This is a genomic window from Ruegeria sp. E5 (genome assembly GCF_056534105.1).
Window position 1 is genome coordinate 30,553 of the sequence record NZ_JBQFPA010000009.1, and the last position, 24,156, is coordinate 54,708.

Consider the following 24,156-nt stretch of genomic DNA (forward strand, 5'->3'; position numbering starts at 1 on the left):
ACGAACATGTTTCATGCAAACATATCATAAGGGTTCGATATGAAGTATCTTTTATTCAATACGTTGATGAGTATGAAGAAGCCATTTTCCGATGCGGCTCGCGAACGTCGCCAAGCTCAGTTTTTGAAGCGTATGAAAATTAAAGGCGGCGAACGCATCATCGACTTAGGGGGAACGGTAGAATTTTGGAGAGGTTTCCCTGTCCCTCTGAAACTGACAATCGTAAATCTGCCAGATCCTGAGAAGACGGTTGATGCAAGTCACGAGTTGCATGAGATTGAAATTTTGGACGGAGACGCATGTGACGTAAACTTTGCCAATGACTTGTCTTATGACATAGTTTTTTCCAATAGTGTGATTGAGCATGTTGGTGCGATCGACAAGCGTAGAGCGATGGCTGAAGAGGTCTTGAGACTGGCGCCAAGCTACTGGGTTCAAACTCCTTCTATTTGGTTTCCAATTGAAGCTCATTGCAACATGCCGTTTTGGTGGGCCTATCCTGAGTGGTTAAAACGCCGATTAATTTCTCGTTGGTATAAGAAATTGCCTGCTTGGACGGACATGGTGGCCGGGACAACTGTCTTACTGAGAGCTGAAATTTTGTCTTTGTTCCCTAATTGCATACTGTGGACGGAATGGAAGTTTGGGTTCCCCAAGAGTTACGTGGCCTACAAACCTCCGTCTAACAGCAAGGGCCGGGTTTCAGAGCAGATGTAGGCGCCGAAAGCCAGTCCATTCATTGCAGCCTAGCTTGAGCTCGTACCGAGACGGAACTCAAATGGTGAAAAACGCGCTTTGGGTTAGAGTTGTGCTGGAGAAAAAGCCCGTTCGCTTAGTCGTAGTCGCCTTGGCAATCAAAATTGCTCGAACCGTTTGGGCTATATTGGCGCACGGGCGAACTTATCATCCATATCGTTCAGAATCGAACTAAATCCAGAAATTTAGAATGACAAAATAGGATTTGAGACGATGCGTCCAAAACCCGGAACATCCCTCGTTGTTCATTTCACTCCGGGGTGCGTCAAGAGTTTAGACCCGGTTTATCCCGCCGGTGCAAACCGAGGCAATGGCGGTTCAATCGCCATCAGCGCATCCAGCAGCCTTTCTTCCGCTGCTGCATCACTTTCACCTGGTCTAATCGGCGTGCTCAACCGGATGAGTGCCCCATCTGTCCGCCCTTCTCGGATGCCGTCCACCATCAGCCAGAACTTTGCTGCTAGATCCCATGCTACCTTTCGGCCTTTTTGGTCGAACCAGTAGAAAACCATCATCCGCGCCTCGCCGTGCTGAACGATTGCGCGGTTGATCATGAAGGGCGTCGCGCTGCCGACTTCTGCAGCGATGTCGGTTCGTTCTAGCCAGGCGATCTCCCAGCCGCTACCGGGCAGGCATATCTCAGGCGAATGAACGCCACCCCGACCCTGATCCGCATACCAGGCCATGAAAAGTCCGACCTCAGCGCCATCCGCTCGGGTCATATTGACCTGGCGGTAGTCGTCGGCGCCAAGCGTCTCCTCCACAACTGGGTCAAGCCGCTGATGGGGGGTTGTGCGCCAGTCGCCGAGGGTTCGGGGAAAAAGTGCAAAGCGTTCACGGGCCACTTCGATCTGGCCGCGTTCGGGGATCATCTGCCATGTTGCGACGGCCCCGACGGCCAGAATGGCGGCCGTGATTAGTGCGGCTGAAGGCTGAACCAAACGTATGCGTTTGGCTTGAGTCCAAAGCCCGTCCGTTTCCAGATCCAGAGCTTCGGTAAGGCTCATCTTCACGGGGTTAAAGAACAGCATGATCCGGGCAAGAACAAACAGAAGCAACACACAGGCAACAAAGATCACCCATCCTTCGAAGAAATGGGTAAACCCGTCCAACCAGTCGAGCCCGTAGTAGTTGACGACGGTTCCCGCGATGGCGATGCGGACCGAGTTCATGATGACGGTGATCGGCGCGGCCGCGATCAACAGTATAGCTTTGTGCCACATCGGGCCCTTGTAAAGGATGGCAAAGATGTAGCTGAAGCTGAGGATCGGAAAGAGGTATCTGAGCCCAGAGCAGGCCTCGGCCACATGCAGTTTGGTGACGCCCAAATCAATGATGTTGCCGTCAAGAAAGACCGGTACGGACAGAAGCCCTAGCATCCATACGCCCAATTCGGATGAGATCAGTTGCAGCCAGGTAGACATCTTGTAATAGAGCGTGTCGGGCAGCGGTAGCATGTAGACAAGATGCAGTACCGGCGGCCAGAAGTGTTTTCCGGTGGACCAGCCAAAGCTGATCAAAAGAATGCCGCCGACCCAAAGGATCAGCGCATAGGCGGCCATGTCGTCGATATTAGCCAGCCGTGCCAACGCACCAAAAACGAGTGCCAATGCCACGACTGCCACTCCGACCCAACGATCACCAATGGGTCCGGGCCGTTCGGGGTAGTCTTTGAGTTGGCGGAGGAAAAGAAGCCCGGACAGAACCGGGATCAACGGAGCGTGTGAGTACTCTGGCAGGCCCCAGGCAATGCGCAGCGCATCAAGTCCTGGTGATAGAAATATGAACGCCCCCACCGTCGCCACCAAAAGCCATAAAAGGCCCAAGTGCAGGCTTTTACCTACACGGTGGTTCAGAACGGTTTGGGCTGCGGATTCAGTCATGAGGATCTGTTTATCTGGTCGGGCCGGGTTGCCGTATCTTGCGGAAGCTATGTCATCCTAAGCGTAGTCATTAAAGCTTTTCAAACGCCCACCAGACAAAATCATGTCATAGATCTTCATCGTCTAGGCGGCTTTTGTGTTAGAAGTACATAGATTGACAGCATAGCCTTCGCGGCGGTGGAGAAATGTTTCAATGGCCTTGAGCTTGGTTCGAGGCTACGATTTACTCAGCACATGGCGAAATTTGTTCCTCATTGCCGGAGAGGTCACCATTGCGCGCGAGTATTTGTATCCGACCGCCGGTAATGAAGGCCATATAAAGTTACAGTCTCCTGCAAGGATCAGAACACGGGGGCGAGATATAAAAGATTTAATAAACCTATATACCTCACACATTATGGATAGGCCGGACAAAACGCTGAAAGATTTTGCAAACTGCCTGATTGTTTATGACTGACCGCACCTTTGTCCTGATCTCTCCATGCCGGAACGAAGCGGCCTATATGCGGCGCACGCTCGACAGTGTGGTGGCGCAAACCGAGACGCCGTCGCTCTGGGTGATCGTCGATGACGGCTCAACCGATGGGTCGATGGATATTCTTACCGAATATGCCGCAAAGCATGACTGGATACGCATCGTCTCCGCGTCCGACCGCGGGCATCGGGCCGTTGGTCCTGGTGTGATTGACGCGTTTTATGCAGGGTTAGACACTGTTTCGCTGGAAAATTATGCCTATCTTTGCAAGCTCGACGTCGATCTGGACCTGCCGCCGCGCTATTTCGAATTGCTGATCGAACGGATGGAGACTGACCCGCGGCTCGGCACCTGTTCGGGCAAGCCCTATATTCGTCAGGATGGCAAGCTGATCTCGGAGCGCCGTGGTGACGAGATGAGTGTCGGTATGACCAAGTTCTACCGCCGTGAATGCTTCTCCGATATCGGCGGCTTCGTACGCGAGGTCATGTGGGACGCCATCGACTGTCATAAGGCGCGCCAGTTGGGTTGGATTGCGCGTTCGTGGGATGACCCCGACCTGAGGTTTGAACATCTGAGGCCCATGGGGTCGAGCCAAACCTCAATCTATACCGGTCGCCGCCGCCACGGGTTCGGGCAGTATTTCATGGGGTCCGACCCGCTTTTCTTTTTGGCGACGGCAATCTTTCGGATGACCGACAGGCCATATGTGCTGGGCGGGTTAGCCACAGTGCGGGGTTATCTGGGGGCCTGGTTTCGGAGGGAAAAGCAGCTCGATGACCCCGAGCTGCGCGCTTTCATTCGGGCCTATCAGCGTCGGGCGTTGTTCAAAGGCAAAGCTCGGGCGATTGCAGAGCAGGAGGCCGCAAAAGCCCGGGCGTGGTCGCTCGGCTCAACTTAGTCTGCATACATCTCCAGCCAGCTCTGGAACATCAGCACATTCCACAGCTGATGACCCCAATTGTGGGTCCCAGCTTGGTGTTGGGACCAAAGCTGCCCGATCAGGACGGGGTCCAGGTATCCTTCTCGGGCCAAGCGCTCGGGGGCCAGCAGGGCAGCGGCCCAGTCCTTGAGCCCTCCGCGCAACCATAGGCCGATGGGAACTTCGAAACCCATCTTCGGGCGCTCGATCAATTCTCGGGGGACGTATCGGTGGAGCACCTGTCTGAGCAGCCATTTCGATTGGCCGCCGCGGACCTTCATGTGAAGGGGCAGCCCCCAGGCAAACTCGGCCACTCGATGATCGAGCAGGGGCGCGCGGCTTTCCAGTGCCACAGCCATGGTCGCCCGATCGACCTTGGTCAGGATGTCGTCAGGCATATAGGCCAACATATCCAACTGCATCATCCGTTCGATCACACCCAGATCGCCACGCGGAGGGAGATGATCAGCCAGGATCGAAGGCGGGTTGGAACCGCCAATGACTGCGGCCTCTGGGAAGCGCCAAACCGATACCATCTTGCGGTGCAGTTCATCTACGTTGTGGCTCGCGGCATAATTGGCCAAGCGATGCAGACGCTGACCGTTGGGTTCCTTGCCTTGCGGAGTTGCGCGGATGGGCTCGATCAACTGGTTCAGAAGCGTTGCGGGGAGAGCGCGAACGGCCCCCGCCCCAAGACGACGTAATTGGGAGGGCATCAATGCCAGCTTTCTGAGCAGCGCCGCGCCTTGCTGATAGCGGTCGTAACCGCCGAAAAGCTCATCTCCACCGTCGCCAGAAAGCGCCACCGTAACGTGTTGGCGCGCCAGTTCGGCAATTAGGAACGTCGGAATTTGAGAACTGTCGGCGAAAGGTTCGTCATAGATAGTAGGCAATCGAGGGATCACGTCGCGCAGGTCTGTGTCGCCTACATAAAGTTCTGTGTGGTGCGTGCCTAGATGTTTCGCCACATCGGCGGCGAATACGGCCTCATTATAGCGGGCTTCGTGGAAACCGATGGAAAAGGTATGTACCGGCTTGTTTGATAGGTGCTGCATCAGCGCCACGATGGTCGAACTGTCGATGCCGCCCGACAAGAAGGCTCCAAGCGGCACGTCTGACATCATCTCGTTGCCGACAGCATCCAGCAGGAGTGCTTCAAGCTGGTTGATGGCCTCAGCATCAGTTGGCACCGGGCCGCGGGGAGCGGCAGCAATGGCACCCCCGTTCCAGTAAAACTTGCGGGCGAAGCCGGGGGCTGTCAGCGAGACTTCGGCCATCTCGCCCGGACGCAGCTTCATCAGCCCTTCATAGATCGTCAGGTCTTCGGGGACATGACCGTGGCGCAGCATCGCCACCAGCGCGTCGCGGCGCACTTCGGCGCGGAACGCGGGATGCGTGCGCAGTGCTTTGAGTTCTGACCCGAACAGGAATAGTGCGTCTTTTCCAGTGCCCTGCCAGCCATAGTAAAGCGGTTTTTCCCCCAAACGGTCGCGCGCCAGCAGAAGCTTCCTCTCCTCGCGGTCCCACAGCGCGATGGCAAACATGCCTTGGGTACGCCGGATCGTTTCTTCGAACCCCCAGACCTCGAAGCCACGCAGCATGACTTCGGTATCGGATGTACCGCGCCATTCCGGCGCCTTACCTGTGTCTTCCAATTCGGTTCGCAGGGCTCGGTGGTTGTAGATCTCGCCATTGTAGACCAGTTGGTAACGCCCGGTTGACGACACCATCGGTTGGTGTCCCGCAGGTGACAGATCGACGATGGCCAGTCGCAGATGGCCCAGGGCAACGCCTACCTCCTCATCGACCCAATGGCCCTGGCTGTCAGGACCGCGATGAGCAATGGCACTCATCATCGCCTGAACGCAGGTCGGAGCGTCCTGTACCTGAGGGCGACCCGGAGGCCAGAGAAAACCGGTGATACCGCACATAACGTGGTCTTAATACCTTAACAAATTTCCCTAGTCTTAATGCCGGGGCGGAGAACATGAGGCAAGCGTACAGTCTCTTGCGCGGACAATCTGTTTTTATGATGCTTCTTGCGCGCCGCGAGACGGGTATTGTGGTCGCTGGTTGCCAAAAAAATCATCATAAGCGATAGGTTGGGTTTCATCGGCGTCACCAAGCGCCGAGGAGCCGGGCAGGGGGGCATAAGTATCAAACATACCGGGGGTATTTAGTGTGGCTGTTTGTGCGCGAAGATCGACTGTAGATGACTGATAGCCTCTCTCGCGGGGAGTGAAGAAAACATTGACAGAACTGGAAAGTGGGGCGTCACCGATCATTGGGTCATCAGTTCCCGTTTGATAGACAACATTGTTGGCGACCGTGATGTTATTGAAATGGTCCTGCCAGTTCACAAATATTGCCATATTGTCAGCAACATCCCATTGATATGCGTCTCGTCGGAGCCGGTTCACGAACGTATTATTTAAAATAGAAATCGGAGCGGAGTTGTTGTCTGGGGATGTGGAAGAACCGCCATTATGTCCGTCCAATAAAATAAATGCATGAGGGTTCGTGGTTCCAAGAGATTGTTCAGAATCCGGCAGAACAAAAACGTTGTTTCGGATGGTGGTGCCCCCAAAACCGAAATTTACGAGATTGGCAGTTTGATACCCTCCAACCACGTAATTTTTTTCAAACAAAGCATTTATGGGACGCTTTTTCTGACCTTCACCCGGCCCCATTGTCACAACATTGTAACCTCCCTCAAAGGCATTCGCCTGGCAGTTGATTTTGGCGCCTTCGAAAGAGCTTGCATTCAATCGTAAGCACGGCTGCGTCGCAATAATTTTGCCATTTCCAGACCATCCTTGTCGAATAAAGAAATCAGAATTTTGAATGATCGAAACAACAGCATTTCCCGCCAATCGAGCCCCCCATCCTCCATTGCCGGTTGAATCGATCAGAGCATTGACATCAGATATGATTGAAGAGCCGGTGATGGCAAACCCTTCAAAGCTGGCGTCTAGAACCGCCGTACCAAAGTTGGTGACAACCGTATCGTTCAAAACGACAGAATGACCACCTTCGGTTTGGCCTACAATAATTGCAGCCAGAAGACCTGAAACGGAGCACCCATCCAACAATGCCAAATGCGGTGGGTTATTAAACCAAGTGAACAGGATGGGGTGCTCTCCGCCCAGAACCGAGGTTGAATCAAACCCGGACTCAAGAACCACATTTTGCCAAACCATATCTTTGGAAGGGTTTGGGATTCTTGGGGCGATGTCGTTCCAGAAAACCCCTCCTGTACAAAAAACCAGCGGCCTGTCAGCATTGCCGTCTCCTGCGACAATATGGAAGGATGGGGTATGTCCGCCAAACCCAGGCGAAATGCCGGAGAAGGTATATTCTTCGCCCCGATTTAACACGATCCTTTTGGGTGCCGCTTCTTGCCCTGCAATATTGTCGTTAAAAACGCTGCTGATATCGCCAGTTTTAAGGCGCCGAGCCCGAGGCGGAGAATGTTCGAAATTGCCGGAGGGGCTGAGAAAAAGCGTGTTTCGGGCTGGAAATACGGCGCCAGGGTCTTCGATCACGATATCGGTTGATGCTGTGGCTGTCTTTCCCGAAGCTGGTTCGATGACGAAAACCGAAACGCGATAGCTGCCCGGAGTGCGAAACGTATGTGAGACCCAAGGGCCATATGCGACACCGGCGTTTAGGTGTTTACCAGGCAGGTTCTCTGGCGCCTGGAAATCGTATGGATCATCAAAGTCCCAAAAATAGTATAAGTCATGAAACCGGCTGTCATAGATTTGACCAGCGGTTGGCGCCACAGCGTCAAAGCCATCGACCGTCACTTCAAAAAAGACGGCATCGGGGGACACCTGCCAAACTGAGCGGCGCATAACGGTAATTTCAGCTGTAGCACCTTCAGACATGTAGGGGACTCCCGGCTGGAAATTTTACCTTGTTAGCAAGCGTTAATCTGATGAGAAACACAACCCTATTTAAGTTGCGGGCTCGTATGAAGCATTTTAAGTGATCGTGTTTCTTGACGGCGCCAGTGCCTGAAATTGTGTCACAAGTTGGATTGGTGACAGACAGGATTGGTGACAGTGTCAAAATCTTCGTGTACCCACTGGGCGTTGCTTTTGAATGCTGGGCGCGGGGCGGCTCCAAAATGTTCGGATATATCGTCCTGTATACTTGGCCGCTAGTCGTATTCGCCTTTTTCCGCGTCTGGTCTCCGGCCGTCGCGTTATTGGCGGCAATCATCGGGGGATATCTGTTCCTACCGACGGGATTGTCTCTTGACTTGCCCGGCTTACCAGCCCTGAACAAAGATACGATACCAGCAACTGCGGCTTTTATAGCTGCAATGATAACTTCAGGAACGACTACACCAACGAGCCTGCCGGGCTGGCTCCCCAAAAAACGTTTGCCAATACTTTTGATCGTTATTCTGATTTTGGGTACATGCTTGACAGTTTTAGCCAACAGACACCCATTGTTCTATGGGCCTCTCGTCTTTCCGGCTCTCCGAGTCTGGGACATTCTTTCGACATTGCTTTCAGCTGTAATGATGCTTCTACCTTTCATTCTCGGACGGAAATACTTAGCACATCCGGAGAAGCAATGGCTTTTTCTGAAGGCGCTTGTCATTGCTGGAACTGGATATTCGCTCCTGGCTCTATATGAAATTCGGATGTCGCCGCAGCTTAATTTCATGATTTATGGGTATTTCCCGCACGCATGGGAACAACATATTCGCCCGGGCGGTTATCGCCCACTTGTTTTCGTGCAGCACGGCCTTTGGTTGGCGATGTTCTTCGCTATGTGTGTCTTGGCTGCCGGCGGACTTGCCAAATACGTCAAAGAGAAAAGAGGGCGTGTCTACCTCCTGCTTTGCGTTTGGTTATTGATGACGTTGTTTCTATCAAATTCTCTTGGGGCGTTTTTAATCGCAGCGATCCTGATAGTTGTGATGTTTGTTCTGAACATCAGATTGCACTTTGCGATTGCTGCAGTGTTTTCTGGCATTGCTCTGCTTTATCCGATGCTTCGTGGTGCTGATCTTGTACCTGTCAATACTATCATTGAATGGGTTACAACCTTGAGCGTTGATCGAGCAGATTCCTTGGAATTTCGGGTAGTTAATGAAAATTATCTGTTGGAGAAGGCGCGCGAACGACCGCTGTTTGGATGGGGCGGGTGGGGTCGCAGTTTTGTGTATGATCCAGCCACCGGTGAAGGCATCAGTCTAATTGCTGATGGGTATTGGGTGGGGGTAATTGGTGTAGGTGGATGGGCGCGATACTTATCCGAGTTTGGATTGCTTTGTCTCCCGGCCCTAGTACTTTTTTTCAGAGCCAGGAGATTTGGTCTGGGACCAGAGACGGCTATTCTTTCGTTGGTTTTGGTCGCAAATGTGATCGACTTGCTTCCCAATGCGACAGTAACGCCAATTACCTGGCTTATAACCGGGGCGCTGTGGGGAAGACTAGAACTCGGCCGTGTCGCAACATCCGACACTGAAATGGCACCAGTAGCTGAGCCCAAGCATGCCCTTGCCCGTGCCCGCCCACGGGCACCCTTGCCGCCATCATCACCTGTGCCGGGACCGTCGGCCATGAAATCACGACCTACCAGCCGCTACACCCGGCAAACCAACCGGATCATCCGGAACGGTCGCGGAAGGAAAGGAACTGACGCATGACAGGGCAACCGACGGTTGGGGCCGTCGTCATAGGCCGTAATGAAGGGGATCGATTGGTGCGGTGCCTAGCCTCAGCCACTGAACAAGCAGATCGGGTTGTTTATGTGGACAGCGGTTCAACTGATGGCAGTCAACAGGCCGCGAAAGCCGTAGGCGCAACATGTGTCGAATTGGACCAAAGCCAACCCTTCACAGCGGCGCGCGCACGTAATGCCGGGTTCGATATCTTGCAAAAAGACCCGGTGCCGGTGCAATTTGTGCAATTCATCGACGGAGATTGCGAATTGCAACCAAGTTGGATCGAAGCCGCACGATCCTTTCTGGCGGAAACGCCGACTGCGGCCGTCGCCTGTGGTCGCCGCCGTGAACGCTTTCCCGAAGCGTCGGTTTACAATCGGCTTATTGACCAGGAGTGGGATACGCCGGTGGGACAGACCAGAGCCTGTGGTGGAGATGCGCTGATGCGCAGCAAAGCCTTGTCGGCTGTTGGCGGTTTTGATCCGGCCCTCATAGCGGGAGAAGAGCCTGAATTATGTGTCCGCCTGCGCGCAGCGGGTTGGTCGATCTGGCGGCTTGATGAGGAAATGACGTTGCACGACGCGGCTCTGACCCGGTTTGCGCAATGGTGGAATCGGAACCGGCGTGCGGGCCACGCATATGGGGAAGGGGCGGCCATGCACGGGTCTCCGCCCGAACGCCACTGTGTGCGGGAGACCCGATCAGCTCTCGCCTGGGGGGCTGTGTTTCCCCTGCTTGTTGTGACGGGTACACTTGTGACATCTTGGTCGCTCGCGTTACTTTTGGTCTGGCCCGCTCAGGTGCTGCGCCTGGTATCGCGTGGTATGGACCCGACCCGTGCCCTGTTTATAACACTGGGTAAGATCCCTGAGGCACAAGGTGTCCTGGGCTATTGGTGGGACCGGTTCCGCGGACGCCGGGCAAAGTTGATAGAGTACAAATAGGATCTTACCGCCCGGCAAAGGGCAGAATGTCAAAAACGCTTGGGTTCATCCAGATTGTAGCCATTACAATTCCACAGGAAGCAATCAGAAAAGCGAGGTCTTGTTTGGGGTACCACCCACTGTAAGGCCGGATAAAATAGACCAGAAATGGATAGGAAAAAATATCAACGATAACAGGAGCCAAAGCTGCACCGATCAGACCAAACTTGCTGACCATAGGCAACAACACCAAGATACGAGCAATTGCGGTGCCTGTTGTGAATATGGTGAAATCGCGCGAGTTTCCATTCGCCAATAGTATCTTATCGTAGCTCATGATGACCTGCCTTGGGATCATCGCCAGACTAAGAAGCACCAGAATTGGCCCTGCAGCGTGGTAACGGGGATCATAGAGAAAAGTTACAGCTAAAACGCCAACCATAGCCAAGACTGCAGCCATTCCAAGTGTTCCCATGGTCAGTAGCATTCGCGCACGTCCAATACTCTTTCGGTTTGCGTCATTGTCTGCGGGCGGTCGGGTACGATAAAGCGGGAACAATATCCGCTCTAGCAATTGCGTGCTGAGTGTGAGCGGGACAGCGGCAAGCATGAAAGCGATGGTGTAGACTGCAAGATCTTCAAGGCTTACATATTTCCCGAGTACCATTCGGTCACCTTGCTGCACAAAGAAGCCTGCAGCAGTCCCAAGGATAATATACTTTCCGAAATGAAAGATTTCCCTAAAAGCGTCGCGCTCCCAAGCAAGTCTGTTTGCGGGCCCGGGCAAGATTGTATGTGAAAGAACAACACGAACGCTGACCCCAACAAGTGCGCCCATTACAAGCGCCCAAACCGAGTTTAGCCAAAGCGCCATAACAATCATGAATACTGTACCAGAAGTTTGTGACGCTAGTTCCATCGCCGTCAAACGGCCTAACGTGAGATGTCGATTAGCGAGATACATTTTCGTCGACTGGAAACCCTGGATGAATGTTGACATCGCCAAAACCGGAATGATGAGACCAAGTTCAGGTTGTTCATAAAATGCGGCAATCGGATTTGAGATAAGACACGCCACAACCCAAAGCACAGCACCTCGAATGACTTGTAACGTCCAGGCGGTGTTCAGGTACTTGGGATCATCGCCTCGCGGACTCCGTACAACGGACGCACCTATGGCCACGTCAGAAAACATTTCGAGCCCGGCGATGACAACCTGCACCAGAGCCATCAGGCCGAACGCTTCAGGAAAAAGAATGCGCGTCAGGATCAGGTTCGACCCCAGGCGGATCAACTGGCTGCTGCCGAAGCCCATGACACTCAGGGCTGTTCCGCGGATTGCCCGCACCTTCAAACCATCACCGCTGAGAACGGACCGGAGCGCTGCTTTCATGATGGCAGCATCCGGAAATCGGGTTGATTTACCATGCCTTAACCGGTTAGCCGTGTCAGATTGATGGATTCCATGAACCGCAGGTCCAGCGCCTGTTCATACTTTTGTGCAGCCTCTGGCAGCACCTGCCCTGAGTGCAGAAGCACCCAATCTGCAAAGGTTAGCTCGTTGCGGGTCCAGATTGTGTCATAGATGTTGATGAACTCGCGGAAAGTTCCTGTCTGTACTTTGTGCCAGAAGAAATCCGTTGTTGCGTAATCGACGAAGGCAAAGCAGTCGCGATAAGCCGTCCAGCTGTCTTCCAGCGTCCAGTTCAACGGACGTCCAATACGTGTGAGGAACGTTGAAGCGATGTAGCTCTCCGCAGCTCCAATCTGGCAAAGCTCACCGATGGGGATTTGGGCATAGATGTCCGACAACGCCTCGGGCCAGTGTTTGGGCAATGGGTCGGTTCGCAGACCGGGCGTCCAGTAGCGCAACATATCCTCCGCATGACCAAAGACGGTCTGATCTGTGACGTGATAGGGCGCGAATTTGAGCGTTCCGTGACCTACGCCGATGATCCGGTGCAGCTGTTCAAATCCGCCTCCGGCCGGAAAGCTGCGCGCAATGGCCGCGAGGAATCCCATGACATTGGGCCGGTACAGCCGCTGATCAGTGCGGGTTTTCATGATCCAGATTGCACCATTCTTATGCGCCTGGATGATCCCGGCACCGGCGCTGACCAGTTGCATGTTGATGTTGAAGAGCCCCGGGGCCGCGGGCTTTTCGGATAACACCACATCGACCCCTTCGGCACGGATGGGGGCAAGATCGGCCTCAGGCGTGTCGTTCCAGGTCGACAGGATTAGCCGCACACCAGGCATGTTGCGGCGATAAATCCGCAGGGTTTCGACAGTGAAATCATCCTGTATGGAGATCGGCCCCTGCATGACGATTGCCATCGGTTCATCCGTGGATTCAGGTTCGGACTGATTGGCGATCTGCCGGCTCAGCTTGGGGCGCTGCGTATATGTTAGAAAATGATCTGATGACCGGGTGATTTGCTCCAGGCTCCACATCAGCAGGCGCCGGGCGACTTTGACCATCACGGTATCGGTCGTATCCATGATGTTTATCCCGCTAGGCCATTGATGGCCTTTTGCGACACTGGTGCCGCCAGGAAGGCATCAAGATCATCCGGTACGCCGATGCCGTGCATCCCGGCGCCAACTCGACCAATGGAATGACAGGCAATCGCCGCACCTTGTTCGATCATTTTCGTGTAAGCAGGAGCCACATAGAACTCTCCGTTCACGCGGATATTGGCGGCGATCATCGCATCTGCGGCAGCCACAAAATCGCGGCCGTGCGCAAAGTTATATATGCCTACCGTCGCCTCGTTCGAAACGACTTCCTTTTCGACCACCTCGGTAACGCGACCGCTGTCATCTCGGCGTATGAAGGACCATTTGTCATCATCAGCCCACATCGTCATAATCAGCCCATCGGCTGTGCCCATATCGACCAAATAGGCATCAATGTCGGCATCAATGTATTGGTCACAATTGGCGATCATCAGCGCATCGTCATTGTTGATGGCAGCACGATTGAGAAGAACGGTGCAGGCCGCCCCTTCAGTCACCGCATCGACATAGGTGATCGTGCAGCCCGGTGCCCAGCCCCGCAGTTTGCCGGCCAAACCATATTCGCTATCGTGCTCGCGCAGGATCAGGAAATGGAACTGGTGTGGCACAGACGGCGTCAAGTTGGCGATCACAACCTGGATCATTGGAAACCCGTGGATTGGGATCAGGGGCTTGGGCAGATCATAGCCTACATCAGCAAACCGGCTTCCCCGACCGGCCATTGGGACTACAATGTTCAGCATTCGTATTTGTCTCCGGTCACGCTTGGGGTCTTGACGACAACGGTGGTCACATCGGTGAGAGCCTCAAAATCGGTCGCCTCACCCGGTTCGATCAGGATGATGTCGCCAGCGCCGTATTCTATGCCGTTCATTCGGACCCGACCTGTGGCAATCAACGTCACCTCGGGGGCAATCTTGTGCATATGACGAGCTTCTTTCGCGCCTGCTTCGTAGGATTTCATTGCCACTTCGGCATCTCGAGTACGCAGCACCACAGGATCAAAATCGCCGACAAACCACCCCTTGGTCATGTTTTCCAGACGAAATATCTTCATGAAGCTGCCTCTCGCCGGCGGGCGATCAGTTCCTGTTCATAGTCTTCGACCGCCTGCGGTGTTGCCAACGAAATGTATTGCGCGCGATCGACCTGATAGGTGCCGACCGATTTCTGTAACAGGATCAGCTCGTTAAAGGTTGGGCAGACGAAATAGCCTCCGTTCACATCGGCTCCTTTCATGATCATGGTCTGCGCTGCATCCACGAAATCCTGTCCGCGCCTGAAATAATACACCCCCGCCGTGGCATTGCGGCTGATCGGGCGTTTTTCCGCCGCTTCAATGACCATGCCGTTTTCATCGGTTTTCACGAAAGACCAACGGGGATGAACACTGTCGAACACGACCGTCCCGGCGTCCAGCTTGCGCTTGCGGAAATCAGAGATTGCAGCGGCCACGTCGAATGCCAGTATCTGGTCGGCATTGGCGATCAGAAGCTCATCATCATTGGCCACGTGCTCAACCGCCAGCAGTGCCGTGCAAGCCGCTCCAGCGGTGTCACCTTCCGTGCGGACGATATGACAATTGGAGTGCAAAAGCTGCAAAACCTCGCGCAAGTGAAAGCGCAGATCATCTTCCTTGCGAACGATAAAGACAAACTCCACGCCATCGATCACATTCAGGCAGTCAGTGGCATGTTCGATCATCGGGCGTCCGTCGATCTCGATCACCGGCTTGGCAAAAGGAAAACCGTGATTGCGAAACCGCTCATCGCTGCCGGCCATGGGAACCACGATTTTCATACCTCGCCCTCCTCTACACGAGCAATGGCATCCAGGATGCGATCCAGTTGTACATCATAGACGCTTTGTACCACCAGCAGATGGCAACCTGCATCCTCGGCTGCTTTGATGCCGTTTTGATTGTCCTCAACCACTAAACACTGGTCGGGGTGCAGTCCCAACTTGGCAGAAGCCGTCAAATACATGTCAGGATCGGGTTTCGGCTTGGAGACATCTTCGTTCGAAAGCATCACATCAAGATAACCGTCCAGTGCGCTTTTCTGCATCATCAATTCGACGCTGTTCCGCACCGAATTCGAGGCCAGACCCAGTTTGTAGCCACGGGCTTTGAGGTTTGATAGCGCATATTCATGCACAAAGACCGGATGGCAGTTTACATGCACCTGATCGACGGTAAATTTCTGCTTCAGCGTGTTCAGAAACCCGTGCAGTCCTCGCGGCAAACCACGTTCTTTGGACAGCATCTCCAGCTTGGTGCGCGTTGGCAATCCGTCAAAGGTCGACAGGTGATCGGCCCGTGAAATCGTGTAGCCAAAATGCTCTAGCGCGCGGTTTAAAGCATGATAATGCCATTCTTTAGCGTCTATCAACACGCCATCCATATCAAATATAACCGCCTCAATTTTCATGATTAAAATACTCCTTGGCCGCTTCCGGGTAATCAGTGCAAATCAGAACATCTTCATGTCTGGAGACATCCCATACTGCGAGGCGCTCCCATACTGGTTCATAGGTGCGTTTGTGTAAGTCAGGTGAAACAACACACACGCGTTTTCCCGCATCCAAATGTCGTGAGATGTCATCGCGATCCCACCAGTCGGTCCAGAATGCGTCCAGCCAGACGCCTGCGGCCTCTGAATAAAGAGGTGGTTCCGGTTCGGCATCAGAATGGCGGGTGAAAACCGGGACCCCGGCGTTGAGCCAGTGCAGCGTGTCTGGTACCGACATGTCGAAGACGAAAGCATCGCGCACTTCAAATTGATCCAGTAGATCCCGGACCATCACCTGCAGACCGTCCGCCTTAATGTTTAGCGCCAGTGTCAGTCTCGGGTCTGCCTTAGCGTGGATCGCGAACATCTCTTCGGCCTGCATGGCATCGGCCTTTGGCGGATCGTGCGCAATGGCCAGATCGCCGCCCAAATCGCGGAGGTCGGTTTCGGTACCGAATCCCAGTTCGAATGATCGGGTGAAGGCTACCGGTGCATTCTTTTCCGCCTCGGTCTTCCAATAACCTCTATGACTTAAAATTTGCATGTCCTACTCGGATTTCACATGAAAACAAGTCTCTGTCTCGACCTGCGTGGGAGGGGACGCGTTTTTCAGACCAGCGCGCCGTAGCATCCGTGTCATTGCACTCCTTCCTGGGTAAATCGGGCGAGAGGTGGAAAATCTGTTGCGCGCTGGCACAACCCGCTGCCCCAGCCAGGAATAGCTCAGCGTGTTAAGCGTCGTAATCGTCAGACCTTTCAGCTTTCTCGGATTGGAGGGAAGCTCTGCGACAGTTCCAAAGAAATAAGACCAAAGCGTGCCCCCAATGATGATGGCCTCTCCACTGGAAGCTAGCACACGGTTGATCTCGGCAAAAGCTGGCGCCAGATCGAAATATTGATGGGCCGACACGCACAGGACGAGGTCGAACTCACCATCATCAAATGGTAAAGCCTCGGCCGAACCCTGTTGCACTTCCGGCGGGTCCATACCTTCGCGTTCACAGAAGATGGCACCCATCTGAACATAAGCCTCGATAGGTTCGACGCCCATTACCTTGGCCCCCTGCAATGCAAAGGACATCAGGTTTGTCCCCATGCCGGACCCAATCTCGAGCACGCGGCGCCCGCGAAAGCGCTCAATGGCAAGCTGAGGAGCGACCCCTTCGAAAGGCAGTGCCCTTTGGCGTTCGGTCCAAAATTGGTATTCGCGACAAGAATCTTCAGCGCAAATGCCAAGCTCTGTCCTGTGCCCGTCCGATCCGACCCATTCTAACTCACGGGCCTTGGCCCGGGACTCTGCCCCGTGATCCTCTGAGGCCTTTCCGAGCGCGAGATCGTGCATAAAGCGGATCAGATCATCGCCCTCGTGACCCAAAAGTGCTTCGCGGATATTTTCAATCGCTTGCACGTCGAATTTCATTTGATACGCCCCAGAACACCCAAGTTTAGGGCTGTATCGTGCACGAGCACCTCAAAAGTATAGGAAAAGGTCGTGGCTTCCTGATTTTCGATTTCCAGCCAGGTCAATATTCCCTGCCAATCTGCCAATACTTCAATTGGGCTCTCAAGTACGTAGTTTAGCACATGGCCTTCTGTCAGGATCGCCTGAAGTGCCGCAGGATTGACCTTGCCATCCAGATTGATCGTTCGATCGTGCCAGTATCCCAGTGTCCCTGTTTGCACCGCGCCAACCCATGTTTCGGCATGCACGTTTGCAGTCACCCAGTCGACAACCTGAAAGTGCCCCTGATCGCGCACTCCCGGTACAAGGGCACGGCCCAGAAGGCCTAAGCAAAGTGCCAAAGCTGCCAAGCAAAAAAAACTGAACATTGAAGCATGCCGCTCAGGAGTAATACGTCCCACCACTGTCAACAGAACTGATGCCGCAGCGATAATCGTGAAAGGCGCAAAAGGAGCCAGATAGCGACTTAAAAACCAGCCTGCACCGAAATATAGTCCGTAATAGATGCTGAGTACGGTGGCGAATATTAGGAATGCCACGGTCACATACCGCGCCGGACCTCCGCGTTTCCAGGTTTGGATCACAAACACTGCAACGATGAGCAACACCAACAGCAACGCAATGACTTGAAACGCCGGTATAGATTGCAATACCGCCGGGATTGGAAACATCGGAAAAGTATTTTCAAACAGGATAGCGGGCAACAAATCAACGTTCTTGGCAAAGCCGCCACTCAGAGCCTGCGCAGTGCCGCTGACAGGCACGATGGAACCGAAGTTGACATAGTTGTTGATCAGCCACGGTGCCGCAATGATCAGGCTCAGCACACCGGGTGGAAGCAGGTCGGCGACAACTTTAACGAACCTGTCTCGCTGCACGATCAGGTTATGCAGGCCCCAGACAAGGAAGATAGCAGTCACCAGGAAGGCACCGTCATTACGGGCCAGGAAAGTCACGCCGCAGGCCGCGCCCAAGATCATTCGGTCCGCGAAGGTTGCTCCCGGACCCTTTGCCAACACTTCGCCGAACAGAACGAGCGTCAGCGCAATCATAGCGGTGTAAAGTCCGGTCTCCAGCCCGTTCATCGTATGAAACAGCAACAATGGCCCGAGAAACCAAAGGGCCGCCACGAACCAGGGCCAAAGTGGATTGTCGTCTTGCCCCCGCAACAGATCTCGCGCCAATGAGCGAACTGCAAAAAGTCCACCTACCGATATGGCTGCCGCGATCAGGTGCACGCCAGTCAATCCCAAAACCTTGTCGCCGTTGGTCAGCAGATAAGGAACCGAAAACAGGAACGTGGCCAAAGGCTGCACACCATTGCTCGCGGTTGTGCCGTCTGAGACCGACATCCCCAGGCCGATCGCCATATTGCGGGCGATGGTCAGCATCAGATAGCCGTCTTCAGTCATGAAGAATTGGGCCAGCGCTGGGGTGCCCGCCACAACCGGCCACAATCTATAGGCCGTGCCCAGGATCAGAGACGCCACAATAAGGCGAAATGTGGTTTTTTCGGTTAGAATAGTCATGGCCTAGCGCTATTGCCTGAAAAATGTGTCATCAATATTGCTATTGCTTATAACAAACCCAATTTGCGCGAAACCTCACATCCCCACCATCCGCAATCGAAATCTAGCTGTCCCATCATACCGGCCTATACCGATCCGGGGCAGAGCCTGCTGCGGATCGTCAGGCGTCATATGCCTATCCTCCAGGATCGTGGCGCTGACAAAACCCAGATCATAAAGCATTTTCATTAAGTCGGGCGTGTAATTGCCATTGGGGTAGGCGAAATGACGGATCTCTTGCCCGGTCCAGCCCTGCAGCAGATCGCGCGATCGCGCGACGCTGGCGCCTGCGTCATCAAGTGATATCTGGTCCAGCAATTCATGGCTGTGGGTGTGTGATCCGATGGTTACGAGAGGTTCCGCCGAAAGTTCCTGCAACTGTGGGAGGCTCATGGGTTGAAGCGGAGTGAAGCCTTTGGTCTCCTGACCTGTCTGCGCGATAATTTTGTCGGCTAACGCGTCTCTGTCTCTGGTATTTACCGCCTTCAAAGCTTCTAATACCGGGCCGATTTGAGCCCAACGCAGCTTACTGCGGTCAGGTCCGATCTGCCAGGATCCAATGCCATCCAGTTTGATCTTTGTGGTGCCCGCACTCTGCAATGCATTCATCACACGATCGAACCAGAAGGCCCGGCCGGTTTCGATCTGTTTGGTGGCAACATAGACAGTCACCGGCAGGGCTTCAGCTTGGACAATCGGCAACAGGTGCTCGTAGAGCCCCAATTCCCCGTCATCGAAAGTCAGCACCACACGGCGGCGGTCGCTAGTGGCAGGAGCCAATGCATCGTCCAGAGATACGATATCATAGTCCTGCCGCAGCAGATTGATTTGCGCACGAAACGCATCAACCGACAGCGCAGTCCATGCATCCAACTGCTCTCTGGCCGGCCGGAGTGTGTGATAGCACAGAATTGTCACGGGGTTTCCATGAAACGCCCGACGACGTAGCAACCCATAGACTGGTGGCGTGGTCAGCGCCCAAAGCGCTCCCCGTTTCAAAACCGCCTTCATGACCCGAGGGCCTTGAACAAGGCTTTCAACTTGGCAGCTTCGACAGACGCATCGTGGCGCGCACGCACCCGGTCGAATCCGGCTTGACCCATTGCCTCAAGCTTTTCAGCGGGCATGTCTGCGCAGGCCAGCATCGCCATGGTTAGATCCTTCACTTGCCCGGCCGGTACCAACCAACCTGTTTGCCCATCCTGAACCAGTTCCGGAATGCCCGCTATATAAGTCGAAATGACTGGTCGGTACTCGGCCATGGCTTCCATGATCACAACGGGCAAGCCCTCAGTAAAGCTTGGATGCACCAACGCACGGGCACCGCGCAATTCCGCACGCACCTGATCTGATGTCACCCAGCCGGTGATCCTCACCGCTTGCTCAAGGTTCAGCTGTGCAATGTGATCTTCCAGCATCGCGCGCATCGGCCCGTCGCCTGCCAACACCAGCCGCGCCCCGGGGTGAGCGGCATGTACAGCGGCAAAGGCTTCAATCAGCAGTAAATGTCCCTTTTCAGGGCTGAAACGTCCGACGCTCAGGAAAATCGGCGCATCCGGCAAAGGTGTTGCATCGTTGGCAAAGGCCGTGGCCGCCAACCCGCAATGCACAACATTAACTTTTGACCAGAGCGCGGGTGGCACATTGTACATCATCTGGCTGCCAATGTATGCGCAAGAAGTCACCGCAAACCGCGCCCGGTCTACTTTCAGCGGTAGGGCATGGCGTTTGGGATCATCAAAAACTTCTGACCCGTGCGTTGTGAAGCTGAAGCCCGGGCCGCTCAAAGCCTCTACTAAGGCGGCGATTTCCGCTGAATTAGAGCCGAAATGCGCATGCAAATGGCTCACTTCCTTCCCCTCGAGCCAGGTCATGATTCGGCAAGCATGGGCGAGGTAGATCAGGTGATAGGGCCAGGGGCGAATGGCCCCCTTCGACATCAAAAACGCCAACTTCAGGCCGCGCAAGAATGCCTGCGGATGACGCAGGCCCCAGACAAGCGCCCCCAGTATCAGCCGGGCGGTTCCATCTTTCAGTGTGTGACGGGTCCGGGCCATCTCTTCGCGGTCCAGCGTATCAACAACATCGCTGTCCCAGCCCCTGAGCGCAAAACGTTCGACCTCGACTCCCATGTCCTCCAGGGCCCGGATCTCGCGACGGATGAAGGTATGGCTGATCGCAGGGTATTGGTTAATCAGGTAGGCTACGCGCATCTGGGACTACACCTTGCCGTGGCCGGAAAGGCCCCGAATGCTTTTGCTTATGGACCGAAACCCATGCTTCATTGCGAATTCCAGGAGCTCCCAGGTTGGGGAGAAGTCAGCAAAGGATACCGTAGCTCTACCTGACCGACTGTAGATACGCTTTGCCAAAGGTCTTCGTACGGGCATTGGTGTGCAAGTCCAAAACCTGTTCCCCTAATTAAAAGAATGTGTCTGTTCATGATCTATTGTCTTCAAAAATTGCCGGCAAAGCCTGGCGTTGGACCATGCATAGAATGAAGCCTCTGAATCCAGAACCCTTTCAAGACAGAAATTTTGCAACTGATGTTACCTTGCTTTGCAAAGCCTCTGCCATTGCGTCAAAATTGGTCACGACACCGGCCCGAATTCGATCCTCGCACAAAGGTCCTCGCTTGATCCGCTCCAGTCAATTTGATTTCTGTCTATGTGGATGTGAAAATGACCGCTATTTGATGTTTAGGTTAGGTCATGAAACCACCAGCTGATTCCCCTTATGTCGATATCACTATTATTAGTATCGCCGTGCGCATCCCGGGAGTGATCTCGATTGACACCTATTGACAAACCCGCAAGGCGGGATCGAGCCGAGCACGTGTTAGATGAAAAGGTTAGCGGCACTACATGACTGATTTGACTGAATTTAAGCCGCTGAGCTGGGGCCTGTTGATTGCAACTAACAAACGCCCTGATATTCTCCGGACATGTATAGAGTTGGCGCTAGCGCAAACACGGGCGCCATGTGAAATCATTGTCATTGACACCAGCCCTGACTGGGAAACCCACGCAAGTGCAATCAAAGCATTGATCGAACCAGATTCAGGCATCCGGATGGTTTATAGGACATGTGACATTGGCTCGACAGCGGTGCAACGTAACACAGCAGTATCAGAGGCGCGGGCCGACATTGTGTTTCTTATTGACGACGACTCCCTGATGTATCCGACTTGTGCTTCAGAAATCATGAAGATCTATGAGGCGGATACAAAGGAGCAGATAGGCGGCGTGCAGGCCGCGCTGTCAGACGCGCCTCCTCATCTAATGGAGAGTAGGGGTCCGCAAAAGCAAGACAATCGACAGGAAGCAATAAAAAGCCGCTGGTTCTGGGTGGGGCGGATAAAGTACTTCATCTGGCGTAAGGTCTTCCTGATGCATCAGGAAGAAGTATTCATTCCATATGAAGGAAAATTTCCTGACCTACCGATACCTGTTGAGGTTCAGGGAATGTCGGTTTGGCCCGAGCGGCTCTTTCACGGCTGTCGCATGACCTTCCGTCGTGAAAGCATTCTTCGTGAACCTTTTGAGAACCTGTTGCGTTCTTATAGCCCCGGCGAGGATCTTGATGCGAGCTACCGGATTTCCCGAACGCAAAGTCTGGTCACGGCAGAAAAGGCGCTTCTTAATCATTATAATATCGCGACGGGGCGAATTGACCGCTACAAGACAACTGTTCTGAGCAATATGAACCAGGCATTGCTGGTCACAAAACACGGAAACGCATTGGCAAAACGGCGCTTCCGCCCACTTCTCCGACGAAAACTGCTGGCCGAGTTCTTGAAAGATATTCTTCAAAAGCGGCTGACCCTCCCGCAGGCCAGAGGTATCCTGAGCGCAATACGCCAGTCCCGCCAAATTCCGAATATGCCCCCTGGTGAACTGGAAGCATGGTATCCGGTGTGTCAACAGCGCATACTCGAGACTTAAACTTGCTGTGACCTCTTGCTAGAAATTTGGAACGCAACCTAGATTGCTCTCTGTTCTGAAGTTCATAACTCGGATTTTCTGCCCGAGTTTTCCGCCGTCAGTTTTTCGGAAAGCTGAGGCTGTTTCCTGACGGACACCTCGGCTTGAATCCGGGAATGTCTGCCACCAGCTTTCGAACTGATATATTAGGCAACTTAAATTAGAAGAGCATTAAAGGTCGTAAGCCATCGCCTCCAAATTCCCGGTCAAAATGTACGAGTCATCGGGACCATTGAGAAAGCCATTCTATAAACTGGAAAACGACAGCGTCTATAGCACTGAAAGCAAACGTCTGATATATGTAACATCCTGAAAACAAATAAATCATAGCGCCCAATGACAGAAAAAGTGGTTAGCCTCCAATGGCTTCGAGCTCTAGCAGCCTGGATGGTCGTTTTTCATCATTACATTCAGGTATATCGAGACTTTGAGCCTGAAAACAAAATAGAGGCGTTCTTTACTTATCACGGAAGCCTCGGCGTCGACATTTTTTTTGTTCTCAGCGGTTTAGTTATGGCCATGTCCATTTCTCGCGGCCATGTCTCAGCGGCACGGTTTTGTCGGGATAGAGCGACCCGCATCATACCGGCCTATTGGCTGGCGACAGTGGTCTTTTTGGCGGTTCTCCCGTTCGCGAATTGGGACGCCGTAAGTTTCCTGCATGGGTCAACCTTGAGGGACGTTTTGTTTTCAATGCTCTTTATCCCTCATGAACACGCATCTGGGATAGGTTACATCCCAGTTCTTACAGTGGGCTGGACACTTAATTTCGAGATGTTTTTTTACGCAATCCTGGCCGTTGCCTTATTGATTAACAAAAAATGGTCTTTGGTGATCGCCGTAGCTGTAGTTTTAGCGTTGCCAATTGGTGGCCGTTTCGGACTTCCAGTCGGACCAATTGCATCTAACATCGTACTCTTTAATTTTGCTTTTGGTGTTTTGATATATTTGGTTGGAATTAAACTCTTCCGTATGCAGGAATGGCCAAGAACGCGTCGCTATACCATCGCTGCTATATGCGCCAGCGTCGCTTTAGCGTCGTTAGAGTTAAGGTTCCCTTGGTACAAAGAGGCTTTTTCAGTCGCGATGGTTGTTGGCTTTTTTCTCACTGAGGATGTGTTTCTTAAACTGTCGTCAGGTGTAGGCAAAATTGGGCCTCACTTGGGTGATCTATCGTATAGCACCTACCTGTTTCACGTGCCCGTTTTGCTGTTGGTTGGAGCCCTAATGGATTTTTCACGTGGTAACGATTTTTGGCTGGTCATCGCTGTTTGTACTATAACGTACATTACATCTTTGCTGAGTTATTACATTGTCGAAATGCGTTTCAGAAGGTGGCTAACGACAACCATCGGAAACGTGCACTTTAAAAGTGGTTTTCGTTCTCTAAAATAGCCCGAACCGTCGTCGCGCACAATTTGTTACCCCCCCCTGCGGTCTTGATCCCGCGCGTATTCACTTTTGCTAA

The 24,156-nt window shown here is 53.5% G+C and carries 20 protein-coding genes; 6 read left to right on the plus strand and 14 right to left on the minus strand.

All coding sequences use genetic code 11. The features are described 5' to 3' along the window. The first annotated feature begins 39 nt into the window (after positions 1-39). Entirely contained in the window at positions 40-717 is a 678-nt protein-coding gene (locus ACR0BI_RS21690; protein ID WP_170399542.1) for a class I SAM-dependent methyltransferase, read from the plus strand. Positions 718-1,040: 323 nt separating this feature from the next. Here ACR0BI_RS21690 and xrtD read toward each other — a convergent pair whose 3' ends face one another. Then, entirely contained in the window at positions 1,041-2,639 is a 1,599-nt protein-coding gene (gene xrtD, locus ACR0BI_RS21695) for a VPLPA-CTERM-specific exosortase XrtD (RefSeq protein WP_170567787.1), read from the minus strand. A gap of 449 nt (positions 2,640-3,088) precedes the next feature. Here xrtD and ACR0BI_RS21700 point away from each other — a divergent pair, with 449 nt between their 5' ends. Next, the gene (locus tag ACR0BI_RS21700) at positions 3,089-4,015 is read left to right on the plus strand and encodes a glycosyltransferase family 2 protein (protein ID WP_480563007.1); all 927 of its coding nucleotides are present in this window, start codon (positions 3,089-3,091) and stop codon (positions 4,013-4,015) included. Here ACR0BI_RS21700 and asnB read toward each other — a convergent pair. After that, positions 4,012-5,967: an asparagine synthase (glutamine-hydrolyzing) gene (gene asnB / locus ACR0BI_RS21705; RefSeq protein WP_170399551.1), complete on the minus strand. Its 1,956-nt coding sequence runs from the start codon at positions 5,965-5,967 to the stop codon at positions 4,012-4,014. The two genes, ACR0BI_RS21700 and asnB, sit on opposite strands and share 4 nt — an antisense overlap. Before the next feature lie 96 nt (positions 5,968-6,063). Beyond that, positions 6,064-7,926, minus strand: coding sequence for a PKD domain-containing protein (locus ACR0BI_RS21710; protein WP_170399554.1), 1,863 nt, complete (start codon positions 7,924-7,926; stop codon positions 6,064-6,066). A 125-nt stretch (positions 7,927-8,051) separates the two neighbouring features. Between ACR0BI_RS21710 and ACR0BI_RS21715 the strand changes: the two genes are divergently transcribed. Together ACR0BI_RS21715 and ACR0BI_RS21720 are read left to right on the plus strand one after the other, a co-directional pair. Further along, entirely contained in the window at positions 8,052-9,704 is a 1,653-nt protein-coding gene (locus tag ACR0BI_RS21715; RefSeq protein ID WP_170399557.1) for an O-antigen ligase family protein, read from the plus strand. Beyond that, a complete protein-coding gene (locus ACR0BI_RS21720; RefSeq protein WP_170399560.1) occupies positions 9,701-10,666 on the plus strand; it encodes a glycosyltransferase family 2 protein in 966 nt (321 codons plus the stop codon). Before ACR0BI_RS21715 ends, ACR0BI_RS21720 begins: the two co-directional genes overlap by 4 nt. 4 nt (positions 10,667-10,670) lie before the next feature. Here the strand turns inward: ACR0BI_RS21720 and ACR0BI_RS21725 are convergent, their stop codons facing one another. From ACR0BI_RS21725 to ACR0BI_RS21775, 11 genes are all read right to left on the minus strand, one after another. After that, entirely contained in the window at positions 10,671-12,038 is a 1,368-nt protein-coding gene (locus ACR0BI_RS21725; RefSeq protein ID WP_170399563.1) for an oligosaccharide flippase family protein, read from the minus strand. Between the two features lie 38 nt (positions 12,039-12,076). Further along, positions 12,077-13,147 (minus strand): WavE lipopolysaccharide synthesis family protein, encoded by a 1,071-nt coding sequence (locus tag ACR0BI_RS21730; RefSeq protein ID WP_170399566.1) that lies wholly within the window; start codon positions 13,145-13,147, stop codon positions 12,077-12,079. 5 nt (positions 13,148-13,152) lie between these two features. Next, positions 13,153-13,908, minus strand: coding sequence for a glycosyltransferase family 2 protein (locus ACR0BI_RS21735; protein ID WP_170399568.1), 756 nt, complete (start codon positions 13,906-13,908; stop codon positions 13,153-13,155). Continuing rightward, positions 13,902-14,222 carry a cupin domain-containing protein gene (locus ACR0BI_RS21740; RefSeq protein WP_170399572.1) on the minus strand — a complete coding sequence of 107 codons (321 nt, stop codon included), beginning with the start codon at positions 14,220-14,222 and terminating at the stop codon, positions 13,902-13,904. Before ACR0BI_RS21740 ends, ACR0BI_RS21735 begins: the two co-directional genes overlap by 7 nt. Then, the gene (locus ACR0BI_RS21745) at positions 14,219-14,965 is read right to left on the minus strand and encodes a glycosyltransferase family 2 protein (RefSeq protein WP_170399574.1); all 747 of its coding nucleotides are present in this window, start codon (positions 14,963-14,965) and stop codon (positions 14,219-14,221) included. Before ACR0BI_RS21745 ends, ACR0BI_RS21740 begins: the two co-directional genes overlap by 4 nt. Beyond that, positions 14,962-15,594: an HAD family hydrolase gene (locus ACR0BI_RS21750; protein WP_170399577.1), complete on the minus strand. Its 633-nt coding sequence runs from the start codon at positions 15,592-15,594 to the stop codon at positions 14,962-14,964. The genes ACR0BI_RS21745 and ACR0BI_RS21750 overlap by 4 nt, the downstream gene beginning before the upstream one ends. Then, a complete protein-coding gene (locus ACR0BI_RS21755) occupies positions 15,584-16,219 on the minus strand; it encodes a PI-PLC domain-containing protein (RefSeq protein ID WP_170399580.1) in 636 nt (211 codons plus the stop codon). The genes ACR0BI_RS21750 and ACR0BI_RS21755 overlap by 11 nt, the downstream gene beginning before the upstream one ends. 3 nt (positions 16,220-16,222) lie before the next feature. Further along, positions 16,223-17,095 carry a class I SAM-dependent methyltransferase gene (locus ACR0BI_RS21760; protein ID WP_170399583.1) on the minus strand — a complete coding sequence of 291 codons (873 nt, stop codon included), beginning with the start codon at positions 17,093-17,095 and terminating at the stop codon, positions 16,223-16,225. Continuing rightward, entirely contained in the window at positions 17,092-18,666 is a 1,575-nt protein-coding gene (locus ACR0BI_RS21765; protein WP_170399586.1) for a hypothetical protein, read from the minus strand. Before ACR0BI_RS21765 ends, ACR0BI_RS21760 begins: the two co-directional genes overlap by 4 nt. A 75-nt stretch (positions 18,667-18,741) precedes the next feature. Next, positions 18,742-19,716 (minus strand): polysaccharide deacetylase family protein, encoded by a 975-nt coding sequence (locus tag ACR0BI_RS21770; protein ID WP_170399591.1) that lies wholly within the window; start codon positions 19,714-19,716, stop codon positions 18,742-18,744. Beyond that, the gene (locus tag ACR0BI_RS21775) at positions 19,713-20,918 is read right to left on the minus strand and encodes a glycosyltransferase family 4 protein (protein ID WP_170399594.1); all 1,206 of its coding nucleotides are present in this window, start codon (positions 20,916-20,918) and stop codon (positions 19,713-19,715) included. Before ACR0BI_RS21775 ends, ACR0BI_RS21770 begins: the two co-directional genes overlap by 4 nt. A gap of 651 nt (positions 20,919-21,569) precedes the next feature. On the opposite strand from ACR0BI_RS21775, the gene ACR0BI_RS21780 reads away from it, so the two are divergent. After that, the gene (locus ACR0BI_RS21780) at positions 21,570-22,649 is read left to right on the plus strand and encodes a glycosyltransferase (RefSeq protein ID WP_170399597.1); all 1,080 of its coding nucleotides are present in this window, start codon (positions 21,570-21,572) and stop codon (positions 22,647-22,649) included. Positions 22,650-23,024: 375 nt separating this feature from the next. Then, the gene (locus ACR0BI_RS21785; RefSeq protein ID WP_170399600.1) at positions 23,025-24,083 is read left to right on the plus strand and encodes an acyltransferase family protein; all 1,059 of its coding nucleotides are present in this window, start codon (positions 23,025-23,027) and stop codon (positions 24,081-24,083) included. Positions 24,084-24,156 lie beyond the last annotated feature (73 nt).